Source organism: Faecalibacterium sp. I3-3-33 (assembly GCF_023347295.1).
Taxonomy (GTDB): Bacteria; Bacillota; Clostridia; order Oscillospirales; family Ruminococcaceae; genus Faecalibacterium.
Map to the genome: position 1 here is coordinate 225760 of NZ_CP094469.1, position 18305 is coordinate 244064.

14 protein-coding genes are annotated in these 18305 nt (G+C 60.5%); 6 read left to right on the forward strand and 8 right to left on the reverse strand.

What is annotated here, in order from left to right; all coding sequences use genetic code 11:
* Positions 1–154 precede the first annotated feature (154 nt).
* Positions 155–1012 carry an NAD(P)/FAD-dependent oxidoreductase gene (locus tag MTP39_RS00990; protein WP_249241108.1) on the forward strand — a complete coding sequence of 286 codons (858 nt, stop codon included), beginning with the start codon at positions 155–157 and terminating at the stop codon, positions 1010–1012.
* A 5-nt stretch (positions 1013–1017) separates the two neighbouring features.
* The gene (locus tag MTP39_RS00995) at positions 1018–1704 is read left to right on the forward strand and encodes a Crp/Fnr family transcriptional regulator (protein WP_249241109.1); all 687 of its coding nucleotides are present in this window, start codon (positions 1018–1020) and stop codon (positions 1702–1704) included.
* Positions 1705–1760: 56 nt separating this feature from the next.
* On the opposite strand, the gene MTP39_RS01000 is transcribed toward MTP39_RS00995, so the two are convergent.
* The 3 genes from MTP39_RS01000 to MTP39_RS01010 all read right to left on the reverse strand — a co-directional run bounded on the left by MTP39_RS01000 (position 1761) and on the right by MTP39_RS01010 (position 5473).
* On the reverse strand, positions 1761–2744 hold the full coding sequence (locus tag MTP39_RS01000) for an aldo/keto reductase (RefSeq protein ID WP_249241110.1): 984 nt from the start codon (positions 2742–2744) through the stop codon (positions 1761–1763).
* Between the two features lie 133 nt (positions 2745–2877).
* A complete protein-coding gene (locus tag MTP39_RS01005; protein WP_006735394.1) occupies positions 2878–4482 on the reverse strand; it encodes a peptide chain release factor 3 in 1605 nt (534 codons plus the stop codon).
* 124 nt (positions 4483–4606) lie between these two features.
* Complete coding sequence (locus tag MTP39_RS01010) at positions 4607–5473, reverse strand: bifunctional GNAT family N-acetyltransferase/class I SAM-dependent methyltransferase (protein ID WP_249241111.1); 867 nt, start codon at positions 5471–5473, stop codon at positions 4607–4609.
* A 204-nt stretch (positions 5474–5677) separates the two neighbouring features.
* Between MTP39_RS01010 and MTP39_RS01015 the strand changes: the two genes are divergently transcribed.
* Complete coding sequence (locus tag MTP39_RS01015; RefSeq protein WP_249241112.1) at positions 5678–7060, forward strand: S1C family serine protease; 1383 nt, start codon at positions 5678–5680, stop codon at positions 7058–7060.
* Between the two features lie 100 nt (positions 7061–7160).
* On the opposite strand, the gene MTP39_RS01020 is transcribed toward MTP39_RS01015, so the two are convergent.
* The 5 genes from MTP39_RS01020 to MTP39_RS01040 form a co-directional block, all read right to left on the reverse strand.
* Positions 7161–7688, reverse strand: a complete 528-nt coding sequence (locus MTP39_RS01020) for a hypothetical protein (protein ID WP_249241113.1) — start codon at positions 7686–7688, stop codon at positions 7161–7163.
* A 631-nt stretch (positions 7689–8319) separates the two neighbouring features.
* The gene (gene pulA / locus MTP39_RS01025; RefSeq protein WP_249241114.1) at positions 8320–10287 is read right to left on the reverse strand and encodes a type I pullulanase; all 1968 of its coding nucleotides are present in this window, start codon (positions 10285–10287) and stop codon (positions 8320–8322) included.
* 248 nt (positions 10288–10535) lie between these two features.
* Positions 10536–12293: a tyrosine-protein phosphatase gene (locus MTP39_RS01030; protein ID WP_249241115.1), complete on the reverse strand. Its 1758-nt coding sequence runs from the start codon at positions 12291–12293 to the stop codon at positions 10536–10538.
* A 123-nt stretch (positions 12294–12416) separates the two neighbouring features.
* The gene (gene nagB / locus MTP39_RS01035; protein ID WP_249241116.1) at positions 12417–13145 is read right to left on the reverse strand and encodes a glucosamine-6-phosphate deaminase; all 729 of its coding nucleotides are present in this window, start codon (positions 13143–13145) and stop codon (positions 12417–12419) included.
* 201 nt (positions 13146–13346) lie between these two features.
* On the reverse strand, positions 13347–13883 hold the full coding sequence (locus MTP39_RS01040; protein WP_249241117.1) for an ECF transporter S component: 537 nt from the start codon (positions 13881–13883) through the stop codon (positions 13347–13349).
* 410 nt (positions 13884–14293) lie between these two features.
* Between MTP39_RS01040 and MTP39_RS01045 the strand changes: the two genes are divergently transcribed.
* From MTP39_RS01045 to MTP39_RS01055, 3 genes are all read left to right on the forward strand, one after another.
* Positions 14294–15145, forward strand: coding sequence for a transketolase (locus MTP39_RS01045; RefSeq protein ID WP_249241118.1), 852 nt, complete (start codon positions 14294–14296; stop codon positions 15143–15145).
* A 1-nt stretch (position 15146) separates the two neighbouring features.
* Complete coding sequence (locus MTP39_RS01050) at positions 15147–16094, forward strand: transketolase family protein (RefSeq protein WP_249241119.1); 948 nt, start codon at positions 15147–15149, stop codon at positions 16092–16094.
* A gap of 496 nt (positions 16095–16590) precedes the next feature.
* Positions 16591–18294, forward strand: coding sequence for an ABC transporter substrate-binding protein (locus tag MTP39_RS01055; RefSeq protein ID WP_249241120.1), 1704 nt, complete (start codon positions 16591–16593; stop codon positions 18292–18294).
* The last annotated feature ends 11 nt before the right edge of the window (positions 18295–18305 follow it).

Genomic DNA, 18305 nt, shown 5'->3' on the forward strand with positions numbered 1-18305 from the left:
CCTGTGGCAGTAATTTCAACGTGAGACCAGTATAACATACTCCCCGGGGCTTGAACAGTGCCCGCCGCCCAAAAAGTTTTTGCGACCCGGTCACAGAAATCTGTGCGGATTTGGTGTATAATAAGGGCAATGAACCATGCAAAGGAGCAACACCATGTCCAACATCGTTATCGTAGGTTCCGGCCCGGCGGGGGTGTCCGCTGCCCTGTACGCCGTGCGCGCCGGGGTGCAGACCACCGTGCTGACCAAGGGCTCCGGGGCGCTGGCGCGCGCCGAAAAGATCGAAAACTATTACGGCTTTGCCCAGCCGGTCTCCGGGCCGGAGCTGGAACGCCGCAGCATCGAGAATGCCCGGCGGCTGGGGGTGCAGTTTGTGCAGACCGAGGCCGTGGGGCTGACATGGACCGACCGTTTGACCGTGGAAACGCTGGCAGGCGCGTACCCGGCAGACGCGGTGATTCTTGCCACCGGTGCTTCCCGCGCTGTGCCCCGCATCCCGGGGCTGACCGGGCTGGAAGGCCACGGCGTAAGCTGGTGCGCAGCCTGCGACGCCTTTTTCTACCGTGAAAAGGATGTGGCGGTGCTGGGCAGCGGCGAGTACGCCCTGCATGAGGTGCAGGCGCTTTTGCCGGTGGTGAAAAGCGTCACCCTGCTGACGAACGGCGCAGCCCTGACCGCAGACTTCCCGCCCGAGGTAGCCGTCTGCACCCAAAAGGTGGAAGCCATTCTGGGCGAGCAGACCGTCACCGGCGTGCAGCTGGCAGACGGCACGGTGCGGGAGGTATCCGGCGTATTTGTGGCGCTGGGCGTGGCAGGCAGTACCGCACTTGCCCGAAAGCTGGGCGCTGCCGTAGAGGGCAGCCGCATCGTGGTGGACGACAAAATGCAGACCACCGTGCCCGGCCTGTACGCCGCCGGAGACTGCACCGGCGGGCTGTTGCAGGTGGCAAAGGCTGTCTATGAGGGCGCACTGGCGGGCACGGAAGCCGCCAAGGCGCTGCGAAAGGGGTGAGTGGCATGGCTGAAGCATCTCCGCACGCCCAGTGTCTGGCCTGTGCGTTTCCGTTTTGGGAGCATCTGACCCCGGAAGAGCAGGAGCGGCTGTGCCGCTTTACCCGCCCGGTGCACTACGCCAAGGGCACCCGGGTGCACAGCCCGCTGGAAAGCTGCGTGGGCATCCTTTTGCTGCGCAGCGGGCAGCTGCGCAGTTACCTGCTGAGCGAGGACGGCAGGGACGTGACGCTGTACCGCCTGTTCGGCGGGGAGGTGTGCATCCTGTCCGCCTCCTGCGTGATGGACGCGGTGAACATCGACCTCTACATCGACGCGGAGGAGGACACCGAAGCGCTGTGCATCAGTGCGGGCATCTTCCGGCAGCTGATGCAGGAAAACGTCTATGTGCGCTGCTACGCCTACCAGATGACGGCAGAGCGCTTTTCCGATACCATGTGGACGATGCAGCAGATTCTGTTCATGAGCGCCGACCGGCGGCTGGCGATCTTTCTGACCGACGAGCTTGCCAAGACCGGCGGCGCGGACCTCCGCATGACCCACGACCAGATGGCAAAGTACATGGGCTCTGCCCGCGAGGTAGTGAGCCGGATGCTCAAATACTTCGCGCAGGAGGGCTGGGTGCGGCTGTACCGCGGCGGTGTGCAGGTGCTGGACAAGCAAAAGCTGCAAGCGCTGGCAAGGGGAGAATAAGAGTAAAAAATAACACCGGAGCGTCCGAAGATGCTCCGGTGTTGTTCAGTTTATCTTCAGGAGATCGCGTCCACGTCCCACTTCATGCGGACGGCGTCGGCGCCGTCCAGCTTGATGTGCATGGCACCGGCGTTGTCCAGTACCTGCTCCGGCTTGCGGGCACCGCACAGAACGTGCAGCCCCGGGATCATGCGGGCGGTCAGGGCGATGACCAGCTGCGCCATGGTGCAGTCGTACTTCTCGGTCAGGTCGCTCCACTTTGCCAGCAGTTCCAGCGCCTGTGCCCGGCGGGTGGGCTGGAAGCAGGGGTTCGTGTTGCGGGTGCTGCCCTCCGGGTAGGTGGTGTCCATGGTCACCTTGCCGGTCAGAAGACCCTGCTCCAGCGGGGAGTAAGCCTGCACCGAAACGCCCAGCTCCTTGCAGGTGGGCAGCAGCTGCTTTTCAATGCGGCGGGTCAGCAGGCTGTACTTTTCCTGAATGACGTCCAGCTGACCGTACTTGCAGTAGCCCCGGATGATATCGGAGGTGACGTTGGAAGCACCGATGGCGCGGATCTTGCCCTGCTCCTTCAGCTTCATCATGGCTTCCATGGTCTCTTCCAGCGGATACACGCCGAAATCCGGGCTCTGCCAGTGGGTGTACAGCACGTCCAGATGGTCGGTGTGCAGACGGCGCAGGCTGTCCTCCACGTCCTCGATGATGCTCTTGGCGGAGAGGTCGCGGTACACCTGTACCCCGTCCACTACCTTGTGCAGGATGGGAGACTCGTGCCGCCACTCCAGGCCGCATTTGGTGGAAAGCACCACCTTGTCGCGGTCGATGTGCTTCATGGCTTCGCCCACCACTTCCTCGCTGTGGTACAACCCGTAGATGGGCGCGGTGTCGATCCACTGGATGCCCTGCTCCACGGCAGTCTGGATGGCCTTTACGGACAGTGCGTCGTCGTTATCGCCCCACCATGCACCGCCGCCGATGGCCCATGTACCCATGCCCAGAAACGGCACGGCAATACCGCTTTTGCCAATATTGATATTCTGCATATACTTTACCCTCCATGCCAGCAGTGTTCCCCGCAATGGAAACCCTCATTCCAATGTCTGGCATACTTTGTTGTGTTTTTTATTCTATAAAAAAGAACTGCGGAGCGCAGGTGCACTCCGCAGCGCTCTTTTATCAGATGTTGCCGAACTCGCTCAGCTGCAAGCTCTCGTTGTGGGTCTCCGCCCAGCGCACCGCCCAGTCGGAGGTGAACAGCAGCAGACGGTTGCCCTTCATGTCCTCCACAGCCTTGGTGTCGCTGGTCAGGTCCAGATCCCGCAGATTGTAGGTGTCGGGGTCGTTCTGCACCCAGCGCAGCTGCTCAAAGGGCAGCTGCTGCATCCGAATTTCCACGTTGTACTCGGTGTTCAGACGGTACTCCAGCACTTCCAGCTGCAGCACGCCGACCACGCCGACCACTACTTCCTCCATGCCGCCGCCCACTTCGCGGAAGATCTGGATGGCGCCTTCCTGCGCGATCTGCTCCATACCCTTCACGAACTGCTTGCGCTTCATGGTGTCCTTCTGCTCAATGCGGGCAAAGTGCTCCGGGGAGAAGGTGGGGATGCCCGCGAACTGGACCTTCTTTTTGCCGGTGCACAGGGTGTCGCCGATGGAGAAGATGCCCGGGTCAAACAGGCCGATGATGTCGCCTGCGTAGGCCTCGTCCACGATGGCGCGGTCCTGCGCCATCAGCTGGGTGCCAGTGGCCAGCTTGATGTTCTTGCCCTCCTGCACATGGTAGGCTTCCATGCCGCGCTCGAACTTGCCGGAGCAGATGCGCATAAAAGCAATGCGGTCGCGGTGGGCCTTGTTCATGTTGGCCTGAATTTTAAAGATGAAAGCGGAGAACTCGTCCCGGCAGGGGTCCACCGGCTCGCCGGTCAGGCTGTCCACGCGGGCCAGCGGGGCGGAGGTGAGCCGCAGGAAGTTTTCAAGGAAGGGCTCCACGCCGAAGTTGGTCAATGCAGAGCCGAAGAACACGGGGCTTAATTCGCCGCGCAGCACCTTGTCCAGATCAAACTCCTCGGCAGCGCCGTCCAGCAGCTCGATCTCGTCCACCAGCTGCTGGTGCAGATAGGGGGTCAGCAGCTCGTCCAGTGCGGGGTCGCCCAGCTCGGCCTCGGTCTCGCTGACCTTCTTCACGCCGTTGGCGCGGCCGTCGCTGGAAAAAGCCAGCACCTTGCGCGCGTTGCGGTCAAACACGCCCTTGAACTCCTTGCCGCAGCCGATGGGCCAGTTCATGGGGTAGGTCTTGATGCCCAGAATTTCCTCGATGTTCTCCATCAGCTCAAAGGGGTCGCGGGCTTCGCGGTCCATCTTGTTGATGAAGGTAAAAATGGGGATATGGCGCAGGGTACAAACCTTGAACAGTTTGATGGTCTGCGCCTCAACGCCCTTTGCGGCGTCGATGACCATGACGGCAGAGTCTGCCGCCATCAGGGTGCGGTAGGTATCCTCCGAGAAGTCCTGATGGCCGGGGGTGTCCAGAATGTTCACACATTTACCGGCGTAGTTGAACTGCAGCACCGAAGAGGTGACCGAGATACCACGCTGCTTTTCAATGTCCATCCAGTCGGACACGGCGTGCTTGGCGCTCTGCTTGCCCTTGACGGAACCAGCCTGATTGATGGCTCCACCGTACAGCAGCAGCTTTTCGGTAAGGGTGGTCTTACCTGCGTCGGGGTGGCTGATGATGGCGAACGTCCTGCGGCGTTCGATCTCTTCACGATTTGTCATAGATGATATTTCTCCTGAAATGGATAGAACTTCTTCCGGCATCGCGCAACGATGCCGGAAGAAGCATTTTTACACATACGCACCCTATTCTATACGAAAACGCGTGATAATGCAAGGGTTTTCGTTATTTTTTCAGGATCAGGCAGGGCAGAGGGGCAGTTTCGGCCCAATTGGCAAAATCACACACCAGAACGGTGAAACTTTTCAGTGGAAGTGCGCACAGAAAACGCAGCACCGCCTGTTTTTCGTCCGAGCCGATGACCGCCCCGCTGTACAGGATAGCGCTCACGATGCCGCCGGGGCGCACCGCCTGCAATGCCGCCTGCAATGCGGGGATGCTGCTCTGCGCGGTGGAAAACACCCCATGGTCTGCCCCCGGTAGCCAGCCGAAGTTGAACATGACTGCATCGGCAGTGCCGGGCTGCACATACTGTAGTAAGTCGGCGTGGCTGCCGCAGACAAGGCTGTACCGTTCGGCGGGTACGCCTGCCTGTTCCAGCCGGGTGCGGGTGGAGCGGATGGCTTCGGGCTGCACATCAAAGGCCAGCACCCGCCCGGCGGGGGCGGTCAGTCCGCACAGAAAGGCGGTGTCGCCGCCGTTGCCGCAGGTGGCGTCCACGCACAGCTGCGGGTGCACCAGCCGGGCGGCTAAAAAGTCCTGCACGAACTTGACCGCCGTCAAGTCCGGGGTGCGGCGGCGCACCAGCTGCCCGCCCTCGGCGGCAAAGCCGAATTTGCCCCAGAAGGCAAGCTCGGCGGCGTTTTCCGGCAGCGGGGCGGTAAAAACCGTGGCAGCTTCTCGGTCATAGCCGCCAAAGCTGCGCAATACTTCTTTTAACAGGTAGGAGCCGTAGCCCTTGCGCCGCCACCGGGGCAGGATGCACAGGGCGGCAAGCTGTGCGCCCTTTGGGGCGGGGGAGAGGATGCACTCTCCGATGCGGTCCTTTTCTTTATACAGGGCAAACCCCTGTTCGGTGCGGCGCAGTTCCATAAAAAGCTCCTCCTTGACGGGCCAATATTCTTCCCTTACAATAGCAAGCAGAAACGCGGCTGTCAAGGGCAGAAAAACAGGACCGTATTTCACATATTCTTCACGGCGCAAGCGATTGATTTTCACATTTGACAGTTACAATAGGGACAGTTCAAAGGAACAGATGTCCCTGCGGACCGGCCTTTGAGGGAAGGATGTAGTAACATGGAAAACGAGAACAAGTGGGAATACGATTATTCCGCTTCCAATAACGAGACCGGCTACCCCAACGTGGGCAGCAGCGGCATGAACACGGCAAACCAGTATAACGAGCCGGAAGCGCAGCCTGCGCGTCCGGCCGATACCGCCCCGGCAGACGGCGGCAGCGTGCCGCCCACCCCGCCGGAGCAGCCGCAGTACAGCGCCCCGGCGCAGCCGGAAAAGCCCCGCCGCAAGAAAAAGTTCAATGGCAAAAAGCTGGCACGCAGCGCCGTGGCGCTGGTGCTGGCAGCAGCCATGGGCTTTGCGGGCGGCTTTGTGGGTGCAAAATACGGCGGCGGCAGCAAGGTGGTCATCCAGCAGGTGGAGCGCCCGGCCAGCTCTGACAGCAGCACCGACAGCACCGGCAATTCCATCAGCGCCACCAGCGGCACCGGCCTGAGCACCGCACAGGTGGCCGAGATGGTCAGCCCCAGCGTGGTGGTCATCACCACCGAGCAGGTGGTCTACTCCCAGTGGTCGTGGTACGGCCAGAGTCAGGTGGAGAGCGGCGCGGGCAGCGGCGTCATCATCAGCTCGGATGGCTATATCCTCACCTGCGCCCATGTGGTGAGCGGTGCTTCCAACATCACCGTGAGCATCGGCGACAAGGATTACCCCGCTACGCTGGTGGGCGAGGATACCACCAGTGATATCGCCGTGGTCAAGGTGGACGCTACCGGTCTGACCCCCGCCACCGTGGGCGACAGCGACAATCTGAAGGTGGGCGAGAGCGTCATGGCCGTGGGCAACCCCTTGGGTGAGCTGGGCGGCACCGTGACCAGCGGCATCGTCAGCGCCCTGAACCGCAGTGTCAGCATTCAGAGCACAAGCTCTGTCAACACCATGTCCCTGATCCAGATGGATGCCTCCGTCAGCCCCGGCAACTCCGGCGGCGGCCTGTTCAACATGAACGGCGAGCTGGTGGGCATCGTCAACGCAAAGTCCTCTTCCAGTGACGCGGAGGGCTTGGGCTTCGCCATCCCGGTAAATGACGCTGTGAAGGTGGCGCAGGAGCTGCTGGAAAACGGCTATGTGACCGGGCGTCCCTATCTGGGCATCAGCTACTTTGCCGTGACCGACGCTCAGACCGCCGCCCAGCTGGGCGTGAACGCCTACGGTGTCTACATCGTGGAGGTGGTCAAGGGCGGCCCTGCCGACAAGGCAGGCCTGCAGGCCGGTGACCGCATCGTGAGCGTAGACGGCAGCGAGGTTGCCACCCAGAGCGACCTTGGCACCCTGATGCAGGACCACAAGGCCGGTGACACCATCGAGATCACCGTCGCACGCGGCGGTCAGATGCAGACCGTTACCGTCACCCTTGGCGAAAAGGGCGCAGAGAATAGCTGAAAATAGCATAAAGAAAGCGAGAGCCGGTGGCCTGTAAGCCGCCGGCTCTCGTTTTGGTTTAAGCATATAAAAAAGAGAATGTCAAAAACAGGGGAGTGATTCAGAAGTAATACTCACTGGAACCGATGAAAGGCACGCGATCCCAGTTCTCGTCCAGCAGCACGCCCTGCACGGTCAGAATCAAACGGGCAGGATCGGTGGTCGATTCATAAACAGAACATTGCGCATGTTCCACATACCAATGGGGAACCGCTTCCTGCTGTGCGGCCAGAAGGGTGGCGTTGCGGTTCGGCTTTGCCTGTACGCTGAACCAATCCGCGGCGGTTTCGTACTGCGTACTGCCATCCGGCAGCTTTTCCAGGATGATTGGCAGATGGGCTTCAAAAGAAGCGTTTTCGACTTCAAAGGAAAATGCCAGCGTGCCATACTGCTGCTGTGTGCCATCCGCAGTGATCTCGGTGCGGGATTCGATAAACTGAGCGGTCTGCACGCCAAAGGACACCGTGGCAGAGGAACGGTTTGTGCTTTGCGGCTCTTTTGCGGCAAAAGCATAAACGGAAAACGATGCCAGCAAAACTGCTGTGCACAGGAGTGCACCAACGACCCGCTTTAACATAGAATTACGCATTGTTTTTCCTCCGTTGCAGAATAAGAAGATCATAAAGAATGGGTGTTAGCATTGGAAACATCAAGACTTCTGCATGGGAACCCCCTCTTTTCTGTAAAATGTTTTTACTGTATCAAAAATAGCAGGACTATTTATATTTGTCAATCATGCTTTTTGGTGAATAGTATTTGCAACAAATAACTTTGTAGATATAATCAAAATACCAATACCGGAGTTGGAGAAAATGCCATGGGGGTCTCTGAAAATTTATAGCAGTTTGCGTTTTTAATGCACAAGCAACATCCGCAAACTGCATATCGCAAATATGCCGTTTCCCTCCACGACCCCTCCCGTGAAAAAGTAAATCGGGAAAATCCGCGTTTGCGTAGCAATGAAAGCCCCAGTGGGGCTTTTAAGCGGCAGAGCGGTCTGCGTTAGCAGATGGAGGGGCTTTGCCCCGACAAGCTCCGCAGATTTTCCCGATTTACAAATCACAAATAATTTTTCCGCTGCAACGACGACGACCGCCGCCAGTGGCGGAAACAGGGAGGAGTTGTTGGGGCAGCGGCCAGCAAGACGCGAGTGCCGCCCAAGGCACGATGCGGATGCTGGGTGCCGCAACCCGGAAGAAGCGGCGCGCATTCAAATCGTCTTACACCGCACCCAAAATGGTGGCGCTGTACGGCGCAAGGGTGGTTTTGTTTGTAAAAACGCGGCTTGCCCCCCGCCACAGGCTGGAAGAAGTGCCATCGCTCAGCAGCTTCCACTGCCCGGCAGGCAGGGCAACGGTGCGGGTGGTGTCGGTGGGGTTATAAAAGACACACAAAGCGCTCCATGCCGCGCCGTCTCCCCAGACGGCGGGCAGCGTCCAGCCCACCAGCGGCTGCTCCAGCGCAAAGAACTGCAAAGCCTCCGGGGCGTGACGGTCGGTGCTGCCCAGCCGCGGAAAGGCTGCCCGCAGCGCCAGAAGCCCCCGGTAGTAGTCCACGAGGGCGTGGTACTGCTCGGCGCGGTTCCAGTCCAGCCGGTTCAGGGCGGGAGAGGAGCGGTAGCTGTTCCCTACCCCCTTTTTGGTGCGGGCGAACTCCTCGCCTGCCTGCATGAAGGGCAGGCCGAAGCTGGTCAGGTAGATGCCCGCCGCCAGCCGGTTCTGCGCCAGCGCCACGGTGTCCCGGGCGGTGAACTCCGGCTTTTCGTAGCGGACGCAGAGCAGCTTGTCCCACAGGGTAAAGTTGTCGTGGGCGGAAACATAGCTCACGATCTGGCTGGGCGCGTGGGGCGGCAGACGGTCGCTGCGGCACCATGCCGCCACCGCTGCGCCGATATCCCAGAAACTGCCGGGCTTGCCCTCCACATAGCCCGGCTCCCGGGCATCGAAGCAGCCGCCCTTGATGGCGTCCCGGGTGTCGTCACAGAAGATGCCTACCCGCTCGTTGAGCATGGCAAGGTTCGCCTTGTTGGCCTCGTACCGGTGCAGCTGGCTGGCACCGCCCTGCCACGGCTCACCGTACAGCAGGATGTCCCGCCCGCCGGGCAGGGCATCCAGCGCAGTGCGCACCGCGTTGATGCTCTCGGCGTCGTACAGGCCCATCAGGTCGAACCGGAAGCCGTCAATGTGGTACTCCTTCGCCCAGTAGAGGATGGAGTCGATGAGGTACCGCCGCGCCATGGGGCGTTCGGTGGCAAACTCGTTGCCGCAGCCGCTGCCGTTGGAAAAGCTGCCGTCCGGGTTTTGCCGGAAAAAGTAGTACGGCACGGTATTGTTTAAGGGGTTCTCGGTGCGGTAGGTGTGGTTATACACCACGTCCATCACCACCCCGATGCCCGCCGCGTGCAGCGCGGCGATCATCTCCCGGCACTCCCGGATGCGCACCTCGCCCCGGGTGGGGTCGGTGGAGTAGCTGCCCTCCGGCACGTTGAAGTTGGTGGGGTCGTAGCCCCAGTTATACTGCCGCAGCAAAGGCCTTGCCTCGTCCACGCTGCCAAAATCAAAAATGGGCATCAGCTGGACGTATTTTACCCCCAACCGCTTGAGGTAGTTCAGGCAGGTGGGGTGGATGCCATCGCCGTGCAGGGTAGTGCCCTGCTGGGTAAAGGCCATATATTTGCCCCGCCACGCCGGGCGCACCCCGCTGGCGGCATCCTGCGAGAAGTCCCGCACGCTCACCTCCCACACGGCGCGCTGTGCCGGGGGGATATTGGGGCGCACATCCTGCTCCCACCCGGAGGGCGCGGTGCGGGCAAGGTCTACGATCATGCTGCGCACGCCGTTTACCCCCGCCGCCCGGGCGTAGGGGTCGCCGGTCTCGCGGGTGATGCCGTCCACGGTGACGGCAAAGGTGTAATAGCGGCCGTGCTGCTCCCCGGGCAGCCAGACGCTCCACACCCCCTGCGCCCCGCGCACAAGGGGCTTTGTGCCCAGCACGGCACTGCCGTCTCCCTTGTGGTATAAGGTCACGGTGACTGCCTCGGCAGTGGGTGCCCACAGCCGCAGACAGGTGCCGCCGGGGGTGTAGTCCGGTCCAAGGGGACCGGTATAGTAGTTTTCGCAGTGGAAGGGCTCGTTTTCAAACAGTGTTTTCCACTGGGCAGGCGTTTTTGCAGCCATGGTCAGTTTCATTCCTTCTTAAAAGATTCGTTATATTCAGTGTATCGGACAACAGGCTTTTTTTCAAGAGGAAATCAACTTTTACCATGGAAATCAATTTTCCGTAGGAAACCAGCGCGGCAGCTGCCGTTCTCGGTTATGATCCCTTTCCATGAAAATGGGGTTCAGAAACGCCCGCAGGCGTTTCTGAACCCCAAAATTTAAAATTATTTTTCCGCTGAAAATGCCCAAAGCACACGCGGAGGCCATTCAAAATCGTCTCACTCCAGATACATCCGCCGCAGCCGCATCAGGCGGGCGGGGGTCAGGCCGTATTCGGCTTCCAGATAGTTCTCGGCGCTGCCGTAGTCCTGCCGGATGGTGCGCAGCACAAAGGGCGCAGTCTCCGGGTCTACCCCGGCGGAGGTCTGCCAGCGCATCCGCTGCGCCGGGTCGGCGGCGATCTCCGCCGCATGGTCAGCCATGGCCTTTTCGATCTCGGCGGCGCGGCAGAGGTTGGTGCGGGCATAATCCGCGCAGATGGTCTCGTCCGAAGCACCCAGCGCCAGTAAGATCAGCATGGCAGCGACACCGGTACGGTCCTTGCCCGCCGTGCAGTGGAACAGGATGGGCGTCTCGCCGGCTTCCAGCGCCCGGAACAGCTCTTTAAACGCCTTGTTGCCGGTGAGCATCTGCCAGTACATCAGCTGGGTGAGGCTCATCCCGGCGGGGGCGCTCTGCACCAGCCGCTGGATGTCGTTTGGCGAAAAATCGATCTCCTGCCCGGTGGCATCCCGCAGGCCGCAGATCTGCACCAGCCGTGCGCCGTCCGGCACATAGTCCGGCAGCTTGGCGGCTTCTGCGCCGCTGCGCAGGTCAAGGATGAGCCGCAGCCCCAGCCCGTCCAGCCGGGCGCGGTCAGCTTCGGTGGTCAGCCGCCCGGTGGGGAAACCCCGGTAGATCTGCCCCCACTTTACGGTCTTGCCCTCGTCGGCATGGTAGCCGCCCAGCTCCCGGAAGTTGTTGCCGCCCGCAAAGGGCAGCTGGGTGCCCGGGGCGGGATGCTCCGGGGCAGCCTTTGCGGCGGCGCTGGAAAGCACCGGCGCGGTGTAGAAGGGCTTTGCAGGGCGACCCCGGCGGGGCGGCAGGCTGGCGGTGCTGCCCAGAACCTCTAACAGGTAGCTGCGCAGCAGGTCGATGTAGGCAGAGCTGGTGTCCCGCCGCTGCACCAGTGAGACGCACAGCGGGGGCATATCTTCCAGCAGCACGTCCCGCACCCGGTCCAGCTCCCGGCGCGCGCCGGGCTCGTAGCGGGTCAGGCAGGTGCACAGCTGCTCCTGCACCAGATAGTAGGCCTGATAAAAGCTGGGGCCGATCTCGGCGTTGGGGGCAAAGCCCGCCCGGGCACAGGCTGCCCACAGCGGGCTGAACAGATCCTGCCGCAGGCTGGGCAGCAGCACCCGCTGCCCGCGCAGCTCTGCCAGCGGGATGCGCTCCTTTTCCCAGAAGGGATGTCCCCGGGGCACCAGCAGGCAGGCGGGGTCCGCCCGCAGGGTGGTGCGCGCCAGCACCGGCGCGGCACAGCCAAGGTCGATGACCAGACCCGCGTCCAGCTCGCCCTGCTCTACCCCATCGGCCACGGCGTCGTTGTCCAGCAGGCGGAAGCGCATCTCCACATGGGGGTACTGCTGCCGGAACTTGTCCAGCTGGGTCTCCAGCCCGGGCAGATAGTCCGGCACCAGCGCCACGCTGATGCCGATGCGCACCGGCTGGGCAGACTGGATCTCTGCCCGCAGCGCAGCCTGCATCTGCTGGAACTGCTCCACTACCGGGGCGGCATGGCGCTGTAAGCTCATGCCCCGGTCGGTGAGCGCCAGCTTGTGGTGGGCACTGATGAACAGCGGCCCGCACATTTCGGCCTCCAGCGCAGAGATGCTCTGGCGCAGCGCCTGCCGCGACAGGAACAGCCGCTGTGCGGCGCGGGTATAATTCATTTCTTCGCACAGGGTCAAAAAGTAGTGCAGCTGGCGGATATCCATGGTCTCCTCCCGGGAAAGTTTGTTCTGGAAAAAGAATACCGCTTTTTCGGCGGAATGTAAAGAGAGGGCAGCAAAAAGCCGCTGCACGGCGACAGCCGTGCAGCGGCTCAGAAACTTGGATGCTTAGATCAGGCTCAGAGCCTCTTCGTCAGCCACCAGAATGAAGTCCGGGTGCATCTGCAAAATGCTTGCGGGCACCTCGGGGGTGACGGGGCCGAAGAAAGCCTTCTTGACGATCTCGGCCTTGCCGGCACCGTTGACCACCATCAGCACCTTGCGTGCCTGCATGATGGTGCGGATGCCCATGGTGTAAGCCTGCTTGGGCACCAGATCCACGTTGCCGTCAAAGAAGCGCTTGTTGGCCTCGATGGTCTCCTGAGTCAGATCCACGCAGTGGGTGCCCAGATCAAAGGCATCGTGGGGCTCGTTGAAGCCGATGTGACCGTCATGACCGATGCCCAGCAGCTGCAGATCCACACCGCCCACGCTGCGGATGACCTCGTCATAGCGCTTGCACTCGGCCTCGGCATCCATGTTGGTGCCGTCCGGCAGGTTGATGTGGGCGGGGTCGATGTTCACATGGTCGAACAGGTTGCGGTGCATAAAGCTCCAGTAGCTTTCCGGGTGATCCTTGGGCAGGCCGCGGTACTCGTCCAGATTGACGGAGGTGACCTCAGAAAAATCCAGATCCCCCTCGTTGTAGCGCTCCACCAGCTTCTCATAGGTGCCAACGGGGGTGCCGCCGGTAGCCAGACCCAGCACACAGTCGGGCTTCATGATGACCTGCGCAGAAATGATGTTTGCGGCCTTGCGGGACATATCAGCGTAGTCCTTTGTACGAATGATCTTCACGATAAACGACCTCTCTTCTTCATTTACTCTTTGTGGGTCGTGCACAGCGGCACACGCCCGCATCTGGTTCAAGTTTATCACATTTGCCGACGGAAAGCCACAAAACGGCACAATTTTTCCGGTTTTCCGTTTCTTTTGGAAAAAGTGCCTTAAAAACCGGTTGAAGTATTGTTCTTTTGCACAAAAGGCGCGCGCAGGGGGTCAGTCTGCAAACCCGGCCTTCTGCAGCGCGGTGAGCAGCAGCGGGATGAGCACCAGCTGCGCCACGATGCCCGGCACGGCGGTAAACAGCGCCCCGGACAAAAAAGCGCTGAAGGGGAAGCTGCCGCCGGTCAGCCCGGCCAGCACAAAGCGCACGATGCCCCACACGATGCGCCCGGACACCATGGCAGTCAGCAGCACGGCGTAGAGCGCGGGCAAAGTGTGCTTTGCCCTGCGCCACAGCAGCCCGGACACCAGCCCGTAGGTAGCCAGTTCAAAGGCCATGGAGAGGGCTACCGGGAACATGGGCGGCATGCCGAACAGCACCGAGCGCAGCAGCGGGGCGGCAAAGCCCACAGCCAGCCCCCACGGGCCGCCCAGCACAAAGCCGCACAGCAGCACCGGGAAGTGCATCGGGCAGAGCATATTGCCCACCTTGGGTACCTGACCGGTGAGCAGGGGCAGCACAAAGGCCAGTGCTAAAAACAGGGCGGCCAGCACCAGCTGCCGCACGGAGGGAGTGCTTTTGGTTTTCATAAGGGTTCCTCCTTTTTCAGCCGCAAAATAAAAAGGAGCCTGCCCCGGCATTCCATGCCAAAGGCAGACCCCTTCGTGGCGTCTGTTCCAAAAAAATATTGCTTGCAGGGGAAGCGGCAGGCTGCTGCCCGCCCATGCCCGGCTTCCTGCCGGAACGATGGTCAAAAGTATAACAAACCATTTTGCCCCTGTCAAGCGGGGCAGAACGTCTGCAAAATAGACAAAAATCGGTCTTTTTGCAAAAAAATTTCCCCGGGGCTGTACATTTTGCTGGAAGAAGCTTGACCTTTTTGCGCAGAATGGATAATATAAAATTGAAAAAAAGCGCGCTGCGGCAATCTTGACGCCGGGGCGCTGACGAGAGGCTTTTTTGAGCGCATGAATTCTGAGGTTCATACGGGAGGACCATCATGACAAATGCTGAAAAACTTACCCTGAAAAAGCACGCCTGCCACATCCGCATGGGCGTGATCGAAGGGACCCACAGTGCAGGCTGTGGTCATCCGGGCGGCAGTCTGAGCATCGCAGACGTGCTGTCTTATCTGTACTTTAAGGAACTGAACGTAGACCCTGCCCAGCCCAGGATGGCGAGCCGCGACCGTCTGGTGCTGTCCAAGGGCCATGCCGCCCCGGCGCTGTACGCAGCGCTGGCAGAGCGGGGCTTCTTCCCGGTGGAAGAGCTCAAGACCCTGCGCAAGATTGGCAGCCGCCTACAGGGCCACCCCAACATGAACAGCGTGCCCGGCGTGGATATGTCCACCGGCAGTCTGGGTCAGGGCATCTCTGCCGCCTGCGGCATGGCGCTGGGCGCAAAGCACGCCGGTTCTGCCGTGAACGTTTACGCCATTCTGGGCGACGGCGAGGTGGAAGAGGGCGAATGCTGGGAGGCCTTTATGTTTGCCGCCCACTACGGCCTTTCTAACCTGTGCGTGATGCTGGACCGCAACCATCTGCAGATCGACGGCACCACTGAGACTGTTATGAACAGCGCCCCGCTGGAGGATAAGCTCCGCGCCTTCAACTTCAATGTGGTCACCATCAACGGCCACGACTTTGACCAGATCGAGAGCGCCGTGCAGGCTTTCCACGCTGAGAGCGAAAAGCCCACCTGCATCATTCTGGATACGGTCAAGGGCACCGGCGTTTCCTATATGACCAATTCCGTTGCATGGCACGGCAAGGGCCCCAACGATGAAGAGTATCAGGTGGCCATGAACGAGCTGAACGCCGCCTATGCCGCGCTGGAACAGGAGGAGAACTGAGATGGCAGACGTGAAAAAGATCGCGACCCGCGACAGCTACGGCAACACCCTGAAGGAGCTGGCCGCGGAAGGCCACGATGATCTGGTGGTGCTGGACGCCGATCTGGCCGCCGCTACCAAGACCGGCATGTTCCAGAAGGCATACCCGGACCGTCACTTTGACTGCGGCATTGCCGAGGGCAACATGGTAGGCGTGGCCGCAGGTCTGGCCGCTATGGGCTATGTGCCCTTTGTTTCCAGCTTTGCCATGTTCGCAGCCGGCCGTGCCTTCGAGCAGGTGCGCAACTCTGTGGGCTACCCCCACCTGAACGTGAAGATCGGCGCCACCCACGGCGGCATCTCCGTGGGCGAAGACGGCGCTTCCCACCAGTGCTGCGAGGACTTTGCCCTGATGCGCAGCATCCCCGGCATGACCGTCATCTGCCCCGCCGATGATATCGAAGCACGCGCCGCTGTGCGCGCCGCCTACGCCATGGAAGGCCCCGTCTACCTGCGCTTCGGCCGTCTGGCTGTGCCGGTGTTCCACGATGAGGCCAACTATCACTTTGAGCTGGGCAAGGGCGAGCAGCTGACCGAGGGCAACGATATTGCCATCATCGCCACCGGTCTGATGGTCAACGAGGCACGCATGGCTGCCGAGCAGCTGGCTGCCGAGGGCATCCACGCCCGGGTCATCAACATCCACACCATCAAGCCCCTGGACGAGGAGATCGTCCTCAAGGCTGCAAAGGAGTGCGGCAAGGTCATCACCGCCGAGGAGCACAATGTCATCGGCGGTCTGGGTGAAGCCGTCTGCGCCGTCCTGAGCGAGAAGCAGCCCACCCCCGTGCGCCGCGTGGGCGTGCAGGACGTGTTCGGCTGCTCCGGCCCCGCATGGGACCTGCTGAAGAAGTACGGTCTGGACGCTGCCACCATCTGCAAGACCGCCCACGAGATGCTGGGCAAGTAAGCGCTTTTTACAGCAGTACGAATTCGATTTTTAAAGCCGCCGCACAAAACACTGTGCGGCGGCTTCTTTTTATCTCAATAGCTGTCCTCCACACAAGGACAACGGCAAAATGAAGGCCTGCGTTTTATATCAAAAAGAAAAGTGCGTAATTCTATTTATAAAATAAATTAAATCGCTCAAAAGAAAGAAATATAATAGAAAAAACACGATTTTTCAAGTGTATTTGTTAAAAAGTGAAATGCGTTCATGGATTGAAATTGTACAAAAATCGGGGGATTTTTTAGGCGCTACGTTAGACAAACCGCAGAAATGAACGCATCCCGCGGACAAATTTTGCAAAACCCCTTTTCTTTTGCGGAAAGGAGCGGTATAATGCCGCCATAGCACAAGGGAGTGCATAGTTCCGGAAGGAGGAACAGACATCCCTTGTGTATTTTTAGAACGCGATGCTTTAGCAGAGTATAAAACTAAAGCAGTAAAGAGAGGGGAAACATCTATGAGATTCGATCGTCGTATTTCGCGCCGCAGCTTCCTGGCAGCTGCCGGTGTTACCTCCGCTGCGCTGGCTCTGACGGCCTGCGGCGGCTCTTCCAGCTCGGTGGCGGCTTCTTCCGCCTCCGGCACTGCCTCCTCTGCAGCTGGCACTGCACAGGGCGGCACCCTGAATATCATGCTGGAGACCGAGGTCCAGTCGCTGGACCCGCAGGTGGCCACCGACGGCACCTCCTTTGAGGTCATCGCAGACTACACCGACGGTCTGATGCAGATGGATGCAGACGGCGCAGCAGTTCCCGCCATTGCCGAGACCTATGACATCAGCGAGGACGGCAAGACCTACACCTTCCACCTGCGGGATGCCAAGTGGACCAACGGCGAAGCTGTTACCGCTGCCGACTTCGTGTTCGGCTGGCAGCGCGCTGTGGACCCCGCCACCGCTTCCGAGTATTCCTATATGCTGTCGGATATCGGTCAGGTGGTCAACGCTGCCGAGATCATTGCAGGCGAGAAGCCCGTCACCGATCTGGGCGTGACTGCTGTGGACGACAAGACGCTGGAAGTCCAGCTGAACGTTCCCGTCAGCTACTTTTTGAGCCTGATGTACTTCCCCACTTTCTATCCGGTCAACGAGGCGTTCTACAACACCTGCAAGGACACCTTCGGCACCAGCCCCGACACGGTGCTGTCCAACGGTGCCTTCAAGCTGACCGACTACCAGCCCGCCGCAACGGCCTTTACGCTGGAAAAGAACCCCGATTACTACGATGCCGACAAGATCGCTCTGGACAGTCTGGCCTATCAGGTCATCAAGGACAGCCAGCAGGCACTGATGAGCTACCAGACCGGTGCTCTGGATATGACCCTGCTGAACGGCGAGCAGGTGGATCAGGTCAAGGATGATCCCGAGTTTACCAGCGTGGGTGCCGGTTACCTGTGGTACATCAGCCCCAACATCGGCGGTGTGCCGGATCTGGCTAACGAGAACCTGCGCAAGGCCATCACCTTTGCACTGGATCGTGACGCCATTACCGGGGATGTGCTGAAGGACGGCTCTGCACCCTGCTACACCGCCGTTCCGCCGCAGTTCGCCACCGGCCCCGATGGCAGCGACTTCAGCGCCGACCAGACCAAGTTTGCAGAGTTCTGCGCCTATGACGCCGACAAGGCCAAGGAATACTACGAGCAGGCTAAGAGCGAGCTGGGCAAGGACTCCTTCACCTTCAACATGGTGGTGGATGCCGACGACGCACCCCAGAAGGTGGCACAGGTCGTCAAGGAGCAGCTGGAGACCACGCTGGCAGGCTTTACCCTGAATCTGACCGTGGAGCCCAAGAAGCAGCGCGTGCAGGATATGCAGGACGGCAACTTTGAGATCGGCCTGACCCGCTGGGGCCCCGACTACGCCGACCCCATGACCTATCTGGGTATGTGGGTGACCGGCAACTCCAACAACTACGGTCTGTGGAGCGATGCCGACTACGATGCCATCATTGACGAGTGCACCACCGGTGACCTGTGCACCGACCCCGAGGGCCGCTGGGCTGCCCTGTACGAGGCAGAGCAGATCGTTCTGGAGCAGGCAGTCATCTTCCCCCTGTACGGCCAGTGCAATGCCGAGATGGTCTCCTCTGCCGTTACCGGCGTAGCGTTCCACCCCGTGGCACTGAACCGCGTGTACAAGAACGCCGCTAAGAGCGAGTAAAACTGAAAGCA

What these genes read in the sequence shown, in the direction of transcription:
- MTP39_RS01000 (WP_249241110.1), bottom strand. Translation starts at nt 2,744, where the DNA reads ATGCAGAATATCAATATTGGCAAAAGCGGTATTGCCGTGCCGTTTCTG.
- MTP39_RS01005 (WP_006735394.1), bottom strand. Translation starts at nt 4,482, where the DNA reads ATGACAAATCGTGAAGAGATCGAACGCCGCAGGACGTTCGCCATCATC.
- MTP39_RS00995 (WP_249241109.1), top strand. Translation starts at nt 1,018, where the DNA reads ATGGCTGAAGCATCTCCGCACGCCCAGTGTCTGGCCTGTGCGTTTCCG.
- pulA (WP_249241114.1), bottom strand. Translation starts at nt 10,287, where the DNA reads ATGAAACTGACCATGGCTGCAAAAACGCCTGCCCAGTGGAAAACACTG.
- MTP39_RS01010 (WP_249241111.1), bottom strand. Translation starts at nt 5,473, where the DNA reads ATGGAACTGCGCCGCACCGAACAGGGGTTTGCCCTGTATAAAGAAAAG.
- MTP39_RS00990 (WP_249241108.1), top strand. Translation starts at nt 155, where the DNA reads ATGTCCAACATCGTTATCGTAGGTTCCGGCCCGGCGGGGGTGTCCGCT.
- MTP39_RS01055 (WP_249241120.1), top strand. Translation starts at nt 16,591, where the DNA reads ATGAGATTCGATCGTCGTATTTCGCGCCGCAGCTTCCTGGCAGCTGCC.
- MTP39_RS01040 (WP_249241117.1), bottom strand. Translation starts at nt 13,883, where the DNA reads ATGAAAACCAAAAGCACTCCCTCCGTGCGGCAGCTGGTGCTGGCCGCC.
- MTP39_RS01050 (WP_249241119.1), top strand. Translation starts at nt 15,147, where the DNA reads ATGGCAGACGTGAAAAAGATCGCGACCCGCGACAGCTACGGCAACACC.
- MTP39_RS01030 (WP_249241115.1), bottom strand. Translation starts at nt 12,293, where the DNA reads ATGGATATCCGCCAGCTGCACTACTTTTTGACCCTGTGCGAAGAAATG.
- MTP39_RS01045 (WP_249241118.1), top strand. Translation starts at nt 14,294, where the DNA reads ATGACAAATGCTGAAAAACTTACCCTGAAAAAGCACGCCTGCCACATC.
- MTP39_RS01015 (WP_249241112.1), top strand. Translation starts at nt 5,678, where the DNA reads ATGGAAAACGAGAACAAGTGGGAATACGATTATTCCGCTTCCAATAAC.
- MTP39_RS01020 (WP_249241113.1), bottom strand. Translation starts at nt 7,688, where the DNA reads ATGCGTAATTCTATGTTAAAGCGGGTCGTTGGTGCACTCCTGTGCACA.